Genomic DNA, 11,838 nt, shown 5'->3' with positions numbered 1-11,838 from the left:
CGCGTGTCATCGTACGGACCGATATGACGGGCTTTCGTGCAACGGTCGTCGTCGACGAACCGGGGGACTGTCCGGTGGCCGACGTCTCCGCGCGTGCCGACGAACCGGTCGACTCCGTCTCTCGGTCGTCGCAGGCGACGGCGGACGGAACGGTCGTCGAGGAGTTCGGCGTCTCCGCCGACGCCTCGATCGAGGGGGAGTACGACGTCGAGTTTACCCCGGTCCAGTCCAACGACCGGGAGTCGATCTACCGATTCGAACGCGATGGCACGGCCGACTGCGCCTGCGAAATCGTCGAGCGAACGGGAACCCCGCTCTCCTCGGTTCGCGCCCAGAACGGCTCGCTGCTCCTCTCCTTTCGCACCCTCGAGCTGGCCGAAATCGCGGAGATCGTCGACGAACTGCGCGCGTATTTCGACGGCGTCATCGTCGAGGAACTCACCCAGGACCACGAAGATAGCTCGGCCGATCCGGTCGTCGTCGACAGGGACGCGCTCACGAGCAGACAGCGGGAGATCCTCGAGACGGCCCACGAGATGGGCTACTTCGACTACCCGAAGGGGGCGAACGCGACGGACGTCGCCGAGGAGCTCGGCGTCGCCCGGTCGACGTTCACCGAACACCTGGCGGCGGCCCAGACGAAGCTGATGGACGCGATCCTCGCGGACGACCGACGCCAGTAACGTGCCGCCCCGTCGCGGCGACACCGGACCGGACGAGCCGCTTCGAGCCGCGCCAGTACTCCTTTGACGGCCGGCGTTCTTTACGGGCCATGGACGTCATTCACACGGCTCTGTGGGTATCGGACCTCGAGCGGACGCGCGAGTTCTACGTCGATGCGCTCGGACTGGACGAGAACTGGTCGTTCACCGCCGACGACGGCGTCGAAAACGTGTATATCGGCGGCGAACACGGCGAGTTCCAGTTCAAGTACGACCCCGAGGGCGGACCGGAAATCGATTCGGGATCGATGGCACACGTCGCGGTCGGCGTCGACAGTACCGACGAGACCTTCGAGCGACTGGTCGAACGGGCGGATCCGCCGGTCCACGAGGAGCCGACGACGATGGACCACATCGGCGTGCGCGTCGCGTTCGTCGAGGACCCGGACGGTTACGTCGTCGAACTCGTCGAAGAACTCGAGTAACGCACCGAGGACGCGGCGGGAGCTACCGGTGCGGTCGTCACGTTTCGGTCTCGGTTGCGGCGGGGTCCGCGACGGTCGGTTGCGTCCGAACGACCCGGATCAGGAGGCCGGCCGCGATCGTCACGACGGCGGCCAGGAAGAGCCAGGAGCCGCGGTAGCCGACCGTATCGGCGAGGTAACCGAACGTCGGCGGGGCGACGAGTGCGCCGCTGGTGAGCGCGAGCTGGCCGCCGGCGGTCGCGCCGCCCATCTCGTCGGCTCGAACGAGCGTCGCCATGACGGAGTAGTAGACGCCGGTGTAGCCGAGAACGAAGAAGCCGAGGGCGGAGAACGCGATCGCGGCACCGAGTTCGGTGGTCGTCGAGGCGACGACGACGAACATGGCGGCGCTGCCCAGCGACTGCGCGACGAGCAGTAATCCGATTCTGACGCGGGGTTCCCCGGGCAGGACGTCGCTCAGCCAGCCGGTCAGTACGCGGCCGACGCTGCCGAACAGCTGGACGAGCGCGAGGACGACGCCGGCGAACCCGACGGACGCCCCGATCGACTCCTCGACGTAGAGCACGGTGTACCCGGTCGTCGTGAACAGGGCTGCGCCGAGAAAAAGCCCGGCAGTCGTCAACACGACGTACGGCCGGTTCGAGAGCAGCGCTCGGAAATCGGGGTAGTCGGCGGCACCGTCCCCGCTGTCGCTCGCGTAGAGCAGGTAGAAGCCGATGGCGACGGCGACGCCGACGCCGGCGGCGACGAGAAAGCCGGCCTGCCAGAAGAACAGGCCCGCGAGGCCGGTGATCAGGAGCGCGCTGATGCCGCTCCCGCCGGTCACCCCGACCTGCTTGATCCCCATCGCGAGGTTCTGGCGGCCCGGTTCGATGGCGTCGAAGAGCGCTTTGTTCGTCCCGGGCATCGCGATTCCGTACGTCGAACCCAGAACGAACACGGCCGCGAGCAACAGCGCGTACGTCGGCGCTCCCGCGACGAGGACCGTCCCCGTCGCGAGTCCGACGAGGCCGAGCGTCAGCGTCAGTCGTTCGCCGAACCGATCGGTCAGCGCCCCGAGCGGGAGCAGAAAGAGCGCGTAACCGAGGGTGAGCGTGGTGACCACGAGTCCGACCGAGAACCGGGAGAGTCCGAACGCGTCGCGAAAGAACGGCGTCGCGGCGAAGATCGTGTAGTAACAGATGCTCGCGGAGATCTGCCACGTCGTGACGAGCAGCACCGTCCGCCAGTAGGACCGATCCATTACTCGGTGTGCTTTGGCGAAGTGGTTCAAAAAGGATGGCGGCGCGACGTCGCGATTGCAGTCGAGACTGAGTCCGTCGTATCGTTTTCCTCGTGGACGTCTTCTCGGGTTTCACTGCGAACCGTCCGCAGCGTCCGTTCGGCCTTCCGACCGGATACCGCACTCGGACGAATCTCAACGAAAAACGATTACAGTAACCGGCCCGGGCATCGACTGACTATGTGTTCGTTGGAAGAGCAAAATACCACCCGTACGTGTTCGCGATAGCGGCAAAATGAACACATCCGATGTGTCGACCGGCGGCACCGGCCAAACGATAATACTTTTCCATTGGCGTCCGAAATCCACGACTATGTCTGACGACCTCAAGAAAGGGCTCGAGGGCGTGTTGGTTGCCGAATCGGAGCTCAGCTCGATCGACGGTGACGCCGGTCGGCTGATCTACCGCGGCTACACGATCGAGGATCTGGCTCGCGGGGCGAGCTACGAGGAAGTGCTGTACCTGCTCTGGCACGGTCACCTCCCGACCGAGGACGAGCTCGAGCCGTTCACGGACGCGCTCATGGACGAGCGCGAGGTCGACGACGACGTGCTCGAGACGATGGAGAAACTCGCCGGCGCCGACGAGCGGCCGATGGCCGCGCTCCGGACTGCCGTCTCGATGTTCTCGGCCTACGAACCCGAAGACGACGCCGATCCCGAGGATCTCGACGCGACGCTTCGGAAGGGGCGTCGCATCACGGCCAAGATCCCGACCGCGCTCGCGGCCTTCGAGCGCTACCGACTCGGCGAGGAGCCCGTCGATCCCAACCCCGATCTCGGTCTCGCCGCCAACTTCCTCTACATGCTGACCGGCGAGGAGCCCGACGACATCGCCGCCGAGACCTTCGATCAGGCCCTGATCCTGCACGCCGATCACGGGCTGAACGCGTCGACGTTCACCTCGATGGTCATCGGCTCGACGATGGCCGACATCTACAGCGCCGTGACCGGCGGCATCAGCGCCCTCTCCGGGCCGCTCCACGGCGGCGCGAATCAGGACGTCATGGAGGTCCTCATCGAGATCGACGAGAGCGGACTGGACCACCGCGAGTGGGTCGAGCAGGCGACCGCCGAGGGCCGGCGCATCCCCGGCTTCGGCCACCGCGTCTACAACGTCAAGGACCCCCGCGCGGCGATCCTCCAGGAGCGCAGCAAGGAACTCGCCGAAAACGGCGAGGACAAGTGGTACAACTACACGACCACCATCGAGCAGTTCCTCACCGAGGAGAAGGGCCTCGTCGAGAAGGGAATCGCCCCGAACGTCGACTTCTATTCGGGCTCGGTCTACTACCAGCTCGGCATCCCGATCGACATGTACACGCCCATCTTCGCCATGAGCCGCGTCGGCGGCTGGATCGCCCACGTCCTCGAGTACCAGGATGACAACCGCCTCATTCGTCCGCGAGCCCGCTACACCGGGCCGCAGGATCAGGAGTTCGTCCCGCTGGAAGACCGGTAACTGCCCCCGATTCGCGTCCCTCGATTCCTTTTTCGTCACTCGTCGGCAGACGCCGTCCGCGACTCGAGCGACCGCAATCGAACCGCAGTGTGATGGGGTCTCGCCGACGGTCAGTCGCTTTCACCGCTCAGCTCTCGGACCAGTAGCGACACGCCGATCAGGGACGTCAGCAGGACCGCGAGGTTGAACGCGGCGCGGATGACCGGCTGGTATTTCGGATCGACCCAGAGGTCGATGGTCGCGCCGACGCTTCCGTAAAACCGGATCAGCGCGAAGACGGCCAGCAGCGAGCAGACGCCGAGTCCGCCCCAGGCGAGATAGCGGCGAATCGTCTCGGAGCGGGGATCGATTCCGGCGGTGACGTTCGATTCGGCCGGTGCCGATGACGTCTCCTCCTCCTGCTGGTCCGGCTGATCGGTCGTCCATCCGTCCTCGATGTCGGTCGTCGTCTCGGTCTCCGTCGGTGTCGATGTGGGTGTGTCAGTCATTGGGACCTCCGTGTGAGTGCGAGCGTCGCGAGCAGTGCAGCGACGGCGACCGCGATGCCGAAGCCGGGCGTTCCGTCGGCGCTCGAGGCCCCGCCATCTCCGGAATCGTCGCCTGCGGCGCCGTCGTCCGCCCGTCGATCCGAACCGCCCTCGAAGTCGCTCACCTCGAGTCCGCCGTCGCTGGCCGTTTCGTCGACGGACAGCGACCCCGGCCCGAGATTGGCGACCGCGCGGTTCGTGCCGACGATGGTGCCGTCCCGCCAGAGTACCGCGTCCAGGTAGTAGTCGTACTCCTGGGGAACCTCGAGTTCGACCGTCGGCAGCGCGGTCTTCCCGGGTTCGATCGCCGAGAGGTCGACGGTCGCGTCGTCGGCGACGACGTTCGACCCCGACTGGCGAGCGGTCACCTCGAGTTCGAGATCGGATTCGGTGTCGTCGCCGGTGTTCGTGAGGTAGCTGTCGACCTCCAGCGTCGCCGTGTCGTCGGTGGTCGACGCGATGGAGTAGCCGATCGCCGGGACGTCGGCCAGACTCCCGCCGGCGCCGCCGCCGAAGCGGTGGAACTCGACGTCGGTGTCGGCGTAGGCGGGCGTCAGCGCATCGACGCCGTCGACGGAGCGGCTGGCGGATTCGGTCCGCGTTCCGTCCCGATAGACGAACGTCTCGATCTCGTAACTGCTCTCCCGGGGAATCGAGAGCCGATCCGAGACGACGACCTCGGCGTCGTCGTCCATCGTCCGGACCGCTCGTTTCGTGGTGTTCTCCACGAGACCGGTCTCCGTGTCCGTCGCCCGGTGGACGACGGTCACGTTCTCGGCAGGGTTGCCGCGGTGCTCGAGGTGCGTATCGACGGCGAGCGTGGCGGTGCCGCCGGTGACCTCGTCGGCGCTGATCGTGATCTCAGTCAGCGACACGTGGCCGGCGGGCTCGACGTCGGCCGCCGTCTCGGAGTCGGCGGGGTCGGATACGGCCCCGGCGAGGGCGAGGGTCGTGACCGCACCGATCACGACCACGAGCGTCGCGACGGCCAGGAGGGACTCGCGGTTCATGATAGATTCCTCTAATGTTCCATATAAGTGCTTTGTGTAATTCGCGCGGAACGTTCGGCCGACAGCGCGACCGAAGCACTACGAGCAAGGGGCCGGACCGAAAACGGGCTCGCGTGTTCGTCTTCGTCTACGGGACCCTGACCGAACCGGAACGGCTCTCGACCGTCCTCGAGACGACCCGATCCGACGCAGCCGACGCGTTCGTCGGTGCTGCGACGCTCGAGGGTCTGCACCGTGTCGACGGTCGGTACCCGACGCTCGCGCCCGGCGGCAGCGTCGACGGCCGACTGCTCGCGGTCGACGAGACGGCCCTCGCTCGACTCGATCGCTACGAGGGGGTCGGTACGGGACTCTACGTCCGAGTCGCGGTCCCGGTCGCGACCGGCGTCGCGGCGGAACCGTGCCGGATCTACGTCGGTGAGCCGGACGAACTCGGGGTCGACGTGACCTGGCCCGGGGACGGATCGTTCCGCGACCGCGTTCAGTCGTTCGTTTCGCGAACTGCCGTCGTCGGAGAAATACGCGAATGACGCCCGTCTTTCCCGCGTCAGACACCACCGCTACCACCGCGCTGTCTTGCGGTTTCACTTTCGCCGCGGGTGCATGAGATTTATATACTCCCGGTCCCCTTCTCCAGTTGCACGTCACACGCCGTGCATTCCCTGTATTCCCTGTCGTGCTGTCCAGGTTTGACGGCACATCGCTGTCGGGGTCGGGTGGGGTCAGCCGATGGCCCTTCCCAGTCTCCGACAGTAATCCTTACACTGTCCGGTGAGTAGACGGCAATATGCTCGAACTCGCCGATATTCTCGAGGCGCGCGAGCGGGTCCGGGAGACGTCCCGACACACGCCGCTCGAGCACTCCCACACCTATTCGTCGATGACCGGCGCCGATATCCGGCTGAAACTGGAGAACTTCCAGCGGACGGGCGCGTTCAAGATCCGGGGCGCGACGAACAGGATCGCGACGCTCTCGGAGGACCAGAAAGACGCGGGCGTCGTCACCGCGAGCGCGGGCAACCACGCGCAGGGCGTCGCGCTCGCGGCCACCCGGTCCGGCGTCGATTCGAAGATCGTCATGCCCGAACACGCGCCGATCTCGAAGGTCAAGGCGACCAAAAGCTACGGTGCGGAGGTCGTCCTCTCCGGGCGAGACTACAACGAAGCCGCCGAGCGAGCCCACGAGATCGAACGCGAGGAGGGCCGCACCTACGTCCACGCCTTTGACGACGAGTACGTCATGGCCGGGCAGGGCACGATCGGCCTCGAGATCCTCGACGACTGCCCCGACGTGGAAACCGTCGTCGTCCCCATCGGCGGCGGCGGCCTCATCAGCGGCATCGCGACCGCGATCAAGGAGCAGAAACCGGACACGCGCGTCATCGGCGTCCAGGCCGAGGGCGCTTCGAGCGCCGCGACGTCCCTCGAGAAGGGCGAACGGGTCTCCCTCGACGGCGTCGATACCATCGCCGACGGCATCGCGACCCGCAGCGTCGGCGAGCAGACCTTCCCCCACATTCAGGAGTACGTCGACGAGGTCGTCACCGTCTCCGATCCCGAGATCGCCGTCGCTCTGGTCTACCTCCTCGAGCGCTCGAAGACCCTCGTCGAGGGCGCGGGCGCGGTCGCGCTCGCCGCCGTTCTCTTCGAGCACTTCGACTACGAGGAAGGCGAGGTCATCGTCCCCGCGCTCTGCGGCGGCAACATCGACCTCAACACGCTCACCAACGTCATCGTCCGCGGCCTCGTCGAAACCGGGCGGTACCTGAAGATCAGGACCGTGCTGAAGGATCGACCGGGCGCGCTCGAGGACCTGCTGGACATCTTCACCGCTCACCGGGCGAACATCTACGCGATCCACCACGACCGGACCTCCCGCGAGGTCGAGATGAGCGACACCGAAGTCGAGATCGAACTCGAGATGCGCGGCCCCGACCACGTCGACGCCTTCCTCTCGGATCTCCGCGAGGCGGGGTACGAGGTCGACGTGCTCGCCTGATCTCGGGGACGTCGGAACGTGTCGGCGGGACGGTTACAGCCGGTTGCTCCGCGATGCGACCACGTCGAGGCCCGGACTGTAGTAGTACACCGGGTCGGCGTCCGGTCGGTCGAACCCGTGTGCCGACCACAGCGTATTCGTCTCGATTTCCGCGGCGGCCGGATACAGCGTCCAGGGGTCGTGATCGACGTCCGTGTATCGAATCGAACCGTCCTGCGCCTCCGTGTAGAACCGATAGCGCTCGACGAGGAAGGTCCCGAACGGATCCTCGGGTGCCGAGAACGGCTCGCCGGTCGGCCAGTACGTCGCCTCGTAGTGAGCCGGCCGCGAACCCGGATGACGACGGCGGCTACTGAACTTGACCCGTCCGTCCTCCCACGCCAGCGAGATGCGCGCGTAGTAGTACGGCAGGTGGTGAAAGACGCGGGCACCGAGTACGCTCGCGATGCCCTGCGCGTCGAGGCTGAAGAAGTAAACGCTGGGAACTCCGTCGCGGGTGACGTACGTTCTGACGTTGAGCTCGGGAAGCCGGATACCGAGCGATTCGGGAACTCCCTTCGGTCGGACGGCGACGTTGGCGAACGGAACGATCGAGAGCCACGCCGAGCCGTCGTACTCGTCGGGGTCCAGCCCCTCGGGAAGGTGGGCGTCCATCACGGCCGGCTCGACCGGCCAGTTCTCGAACAACAGCTGCCGCCACCCCATCTCGAGCGGAAGGACCATACGAACACGTGGGATTGCGTCCGAATATCTGTTTGGACCCGGCCGCTTCCGAATCGCGAAGACGCGGAGGGGCAGAGCAGGCGTCGATCTCGTTCGAAACGGCGCGTGGCCGATCTGGGCGCGATCGTCACTCGGTACGATCGCGTTCCGCAGGTAAGGTAAACGAGACCGTCGCTCCGTCGTCGAGGTCGGACTCGACCCAGATCTCGCCGCCGTGGCGTTCGACGATGCGCTTACACAGCGCGAGACCGATCCCCGTCCCGGCGTGTTCCTCCTGACCGTGGAGGCGCTGGAACATCTCGAACACCCGGTCCGCGTCCGCCGGGTCGATCCCGATCCCGTCGTCGCTGACTGAGATCAGCCACTCGTCCCCCTCGAGCGTCGCGGCAATCCGCACTCGAGGGGCCTCCTCGCCGCTGTACTCGATTGCGTTGTCCAGCAGGTTCTGGAAGACGTGCCGGAGCTGGCTGGCGTCGCCCGTGACGGTCGGCAGCGACTCGCTGGTGATGTCTGCGTCGGCGGTCTCGATCCGAATGCCGAGATCCGTCAGCACGTCGTCCAGCACGGCCTCGAGATCGACCGGTCCGCTCGGGTCGTCCTGGGTTTCGATCCGCGAGTACTCGAGCAAGCCGTCGATCATCTCCCGCATCCGTTCGGCTCCATCGACGGCGAACTCGACGAACTCGGCGGCGTCCTCGTCGAACTCGTCGCCGTAGTTGTCCTCGAGCAGTCGCAGGTAGCTCGTGACCATTCGTAACGGCTCCTGCAGGTCGTGGGAGACGGCGTACGCGAACTGCTCGAGGCGCTCGTTGGACTGCTCCAGCCGACGCTGGTACTCGTATCGGTCGGTGATATCGAAATGTGCGACGGCGACGTACCGTCGATCGCCGTCGGTAAACGGTGCCGCTCGCATGAGGAACCACCGTCGCTCGTCGGGCGAGTGACACGGATATTCGAATTCGATCAGCTCCCGTTCGCCCGCGAGGATCTCGGATAACCCGACGGCGGCGGCCCGTCCGGGTTCGGTTTCCGCTCGCTCGGCGATCTCGAGGTAGTCGGTGCCGACGAAATCCGGTCGGGGTTCGATGTCGTTCGCCTCGCCGAACTGCTGCCACGCCTCGTTCGTGTGCAGGATCGTCCCCTCCTCGTCGAGGATCGCGAAGTTGATCGGGAGCGTATCGACCGCCGCGGGAACGACCGCCTCAGGATCCGGGGGGTCCATGATTCCTCCACGCTGACGAGGGTGTTTTCGACGGGGCGAATTCGAGCAGGTCGCCGGGAGTCGTTCGGACGCGACGGTCGGACATGGATTTGATTCTGTGATCGGCCGCTGACCGTTCCGCGATCAGTCTCTTCGTTCCGCTACGGGAGGAGACAGTGCAAAACCGCTCGAGTACCCGTTCGGGCTAAACGCGTATAAGCTGTGCATTCACCCGGATCGTCACACAAAGACGCGAGTGGTGGTTATTCCGCGACTCGCTCGCCGTTCTCGTCGACCCCGAGCTCGCAGTCGTCACAGAGCCACCAGCCGATCAGCGGATCGCGGAGCGGGAGCACTGCCCCGCAGTCGGGACAGCGCTTCGACTCTGCGACTCGAGGCCCGGTCATTCGTCCCCCGTCCCCAGTCCGCGGTCGGCGGGATCGGTCGTGAGGAGAACCGGATTGACCGAGCAGCCACAGGGGTAGGCGGTGCCCCTGTACAGCCTGCTCGAGGTCAGGATGCTGACCGGCTCGCCGCAGTTCGGACAGTCGGGCTGGGACGACAGGCGGTCCGCGACCGGGTCGCTGTCGTCAGGCATGGGGATCGCGCCTCGAGTCCGGTTTTGACGTTGACGCTACTCGTGTCGGGCGATTCGGCTGTCGTGCGGGACGTTTATATCCCGGTAGAATGTACGGAATCATGCTTCCTGAAACCCTGGTCTGGGTTTGGAAGCCGCGTCTCGGGTGTGTCAGCACCCGGGGCATTTGTACGCTGCCCCCGTTCCGGAGACGCAGCCTCCGATCTAATCGTCACTGCGTTGTAACTTATACCTATTGTTTTCGGTAGTGGATTTATCGTCGCGGCTCGAGTGAAATCCAGTTCGGAGTCGGGTCTCGAGGCCGAGCGGTAGCGGTCGCAAAGAGGAGGAGCCGTCTCGAGATAGCGGGTCCGACGGATCGGAAGTTAACACATATATCCGGCTACCGTGTCTCTTCGTTTATATGCAATTCTGTGGCGAGTGTGGTTCGATGATGCACACGGAGGGCGACATGTGGGTGTGTCGCTCCTGTGAGAACGAGGAGCCGCGGGACTCGCAAGCGGAATCAGCGATGGCGACTCAGGACGGACAGCGGGACGACGGGGCACCCGCCGTGGCCGACGCGACTCAGGGCTCCACCGAGACGATGCAGGAGCCCTGTCCGGCGGACGACTGCGACAGCGACCGCGCCTACTCCGAGATGATGCCGAAGCCGGGCGGCTCCTACGAGGTTCGGCTGTTCACCTGCGTCGAGTGCGGCCACAAGTGGCGCGGGTCCTGACCGCACATCTCGCGATTTTCCCGGTTACCGATTCACAGACCGCCACATCGGGCTCTCAACTCTCGGCGCTACTCGGTCTCACGCGGATCCACGCATCGACTTCGTTTGTCGCCTGCGTCTTCGCGCGGCGTTGTCGCGCGAACGGTCCGAGGGGCCTCCGGTCCCTCGCTATTCACGAAGCTCACGCGCAGCTTCGTCTCGCGGTTCGCCGGCGGCGAACCGCGCCACGGCCCGCCGATTCGGGGAAACGGTGACTCCCGTATCGACTGCCGATCTACTATCTCGAGGACCGTGTCGCTAACACGGCACTCGCGACAGGTCCGTGTGCGAACCGCGACTATCACACACTCGTTCGACGAGCCTCGCCAACTAGTTAGCGAGATAACAAGAGTAATGAAGAGGTGGGTATCAGTTCGAACCGATGTTAGAGTGGATCGGGGGTGGAACGAGAGCGCTGGATCTTTCGATTCCCCTGTTCGGTCTCGTTCTGTTTCTCGCGGTCAAATGGCGGTTCGATCCGCACAGAAGCTGGTATTACTTCGTCGCAGCGCTCCTCTGCTGGGTCGGCTTCGATCTCGTCATCGGTTTGTATAGCGGAACGCTCGTTTCGATTCCCACCTCGATTGGGTTGTCGACCGCGATTCTGTTCTGGACCTGTTGTATGACGTTCTTCGGATTGGCATTACTGACTGTCTGGCGGGATCGGACGGCCTGAATCGTCCCATCGCGACCGCGACTTCGCCCGCTTTTAAGCCGCCTCGGCGCGAGGTGTCGGGTATGAAGAGAATCATCGAGACCGACGACGCGCCCGCCGCGGTCGGTGCCTATAGTCAGGCGACCAGCAACGGTTCGCTCGTGTTCACCGCCGGCCAGATCCCCATGACGGCCGACGGCGACCTGCTCGACGACGAACCCATCGAGAACCAGACGAACCAGGCCCTCTACAACCTCGACGCCGTCCTCGATGAGGCCGGCGCGAGCTACGCGGACGTCCTCAAGGTGACCGTCTTCCTCGCGGACATCGACGACTTCGACGCGATGAACGAGGCCTACGCCGACTACTTCGACGACCAGCCGCCGGCCCGCAGCGCCGTCGAGGTCGCCGCGCTCCCGAAGGGTGTCGGCGTCGAGATCGAAGCCATCGCGAGCGTCGAGCAGGACGAGTGAG

Annotated in this window: 15 protein-coding genes; 8 read left to right on the top strand and 7 right to left on the bottom strand. The window is 65.4% G+C overall.

Annotated elements, in window-relative coordinates; genetic code table 11:
- Positions 1–23 precede the first annotated feature (23 nt).
- Together NDI89_RS02600 and NDI89_RS02595 are read left to right on the top strand one after the other, a co-directional pair.
- Positions 24–683: a helix-turn-helix domain-containing protein gene (locus NDI89_RS02600; RefSeq protein ID WP_277519957.1), complete on the top strand. Its 660-nt coding sequence runs from the start codon at positions 24–26 to the stop codon at positions 681–683.
- Positions 684–772: 89 nt separating this feature from the next.
- A complete protein-coding gene (locus tag NDI89_RS02595; RefSeq protein ID WP_277519956.1) occupies positions 773–1,147 on the top strand; it encodes a VOC family protein in 375 nt (124 codons plus the stop codon).
- Between the two features lie 37 nt (positions 1,148–1,184).
- On the opposite strand, the gene NDI89_RS02590 is transcribed toward NDI89_RS02595, so the two are convergent.
- Positions 1,185–2,390, bottom strand: a complete 1,206-nt coding sequence (locus NDI89_RS02590) for an MFS transporter (protein ID WP_277519955.1) — start codon at positions 2,388–2,390, stop codon at positions 1,185–1,187.
- 352 nt (positions 2,391–2,742) lie between these two features.
- Between NDI89_RS02590 and citZ the strand changes: the two genes are divergently transcribed.
- Positions 2,743–3,891, top strand: coding sequence for a citrate synthase (gene citZ, locus NDI89_RS02585; RefSeq protein WP_277519954.1), 1,149 nt, complete (start codon positions 2,743–2,745; stop codon positions 3,889–3,891).
- Positions 3,892–4,001: 110 nt separating this feature from the next.
- Here citZ and NDI89_RS02580 read toward each other — a convergent pair whose 3' ends face one another.
- Together NDI89_RS02580 and NDI89_RS02575 are read right to left on the bottom strand one after the other, a co-directional pair.
- Positions 4,002–4,379, bottom strand: coding sequence for a DUF8060 family membrane protein (locus NDI89_RS02580; protein ID WP_277519953.1), 378 nt, complete (start codon positions 4,377–4,379; stop codon positions 4,002–4,004).
- The gene (locus NDI89_RS02575; protein WP_277519952.1) at positions 4,376–5,428 is read right to left on the bottom strand and encodes a DUF7490 domain-containing protein; all 1,053 of its coding nucleotides are present in this window, start codon (positions 5,426–5,428) and stop codon (positions 4,376–4,378) included. Before NDI89_RS02575 ends, NDI89_RS02580 begins: the two co-directional genes overlap by 4 nt.
- A 113-nt stretch (positions 5,429–5,541) precedes the next feature.
- On the opposite strand from NDI89_RS02575, the gene NDI89_RS02570 reads away from it, so the two are divergent.
- Complete coding sequence (locus NDI89_RS02570) at positions 5,542–5,958, top strand: gamma-glutamylcyclotransferase family protein (protein ID WP_277520495.1); 417 nt, start codon at positions 5,542–5,544, stop codon at positions 5,956–5,958.
- A gap of 257 nt (positions 5,959–6,215) precedes the next feature.
- Positions 6,216–7,427, top strand: coding sequence for a threonine ammonia-lyase (gene ilvA, locus NDI89_RS02565; RefSeq protein ID WP_277519951.1), 1,212 nt, complete (start codon positions 6,216–6,218; stop codon positions 7,425–7,427).
- Positions 7,428–7,460: 33 nt separating this feature from the next.
- On the opposite strand, the gene NDI89_RS02560 is transcribed toward ilvA, so the two are convergent.
- The 4 genes from NDI89_RS02560 to NDI89_RS02545 form a co-directional block, all read right to left on the bottom strand.
- Positions 7,461–8,150, bottom strand: coding sequence for a YqjF family protein (locus tag NDI89_RS02560; RefSeq protein WP_277519950.1), 690 nt, complete (start codon positions 8,148–8,150; stop codon positions 7,461–7,463).
- A gap of 127 nt (positions 8,151–8,277) precedes the next feature.
- Positions 8,278–9,372, bottom strand: a complete 1,095-nt coding sequence (locus tag NDI89_RS02555) for a sensor histidine kinase (RefSeq protein ID WP_277519949.1) — start codon at positions 9,370–9,372, stop codon at positions 8,278–8,280.
- Positions 9,373–9,614: 242 nt separating this feature from the next.
- Positions 9,615–9,758: a hypothetical protein gene (locus NDI89_RS02550; protein WP_277519948.1), complete on the bottom strand. Its 144-nt coding sequence runs from the start codon at positions 9,756–9,758 to the stop codon at positions 9,615–9,617.
- On the bottom strand, positions 9,755–9,949 hold the full coding sequence (locus NDI89_RS02545) for a hypothetical protein (RefSeq protein ID WP_277519947.1): 195 nt from the start codon (positions 9,947–9,949) through the stop codon (positions 9,755–9,757). The genes NDI89_RS02550 and NDI89_RS02545 overlap by 4 nt, the downstream gene beginning before the upstream one ends.
- Positions 9,950–10,352: 403 nt before the next feature.
- Between NDI89_RS02545 and NDI89_RS02540 the strand changes: the two genes are divergently transcribed.
- The 3 genes from NDI89_RS02540 to NDI89_RS02530 all read left to right on the top strand — a co-directional run bounded on the left by NDI89_RS02540 (position 10,353) and on the right by NDI89_RS02530 (position 11,837).
- On the top strand, positions 10,353–10,670 hold the full coding sequence (locus tag NDI89_RS02540; protein WP_277519946.1) for an RPA12/RPB9/RPC11 RNA polymerase family protein: 318 nt from the start codon (positions 10,353–10,355) through the stop codon (positions 10,668–10,670).
- 421 nt (positions 10,671–11,091) lie between these two features.
- Entirely contained in the window at positions 11,092–11,385 is a 294-nt protein-coding gene (locus NDI89_RS02535; protein WP_277519945.1) for a hypothetical protein, read from the top strand.
- 62 nt (positions 11,386–11,447) lie between these two features.
- The gene (locus NDI89_RS02530) at positions 11,448–11,837 is read left to right on the top strand and encodes a Rid family detoxifying hydrolase (protein WP_277519944.1); all 390 of its coding nucleotides are present in this window, start codon (positions 11,448–11,450) and stop codon (positions 11,835–11,837) included.
- The last annotated feature ends 1 nt before the right edge of the window (position 11,838 follow it).

Source organism: Natrinema salsiterrestre (assembly GCF_029502005.1).
GTDB lineage: Archaea > Halobacteriota > Halobacteria > Halobacteriales > Natrialbaceae > Natrinema > Natrinema salsiterrestre.
This window is presented reverse-complemented; position numbering and strand designations above follow the sequence as displayed.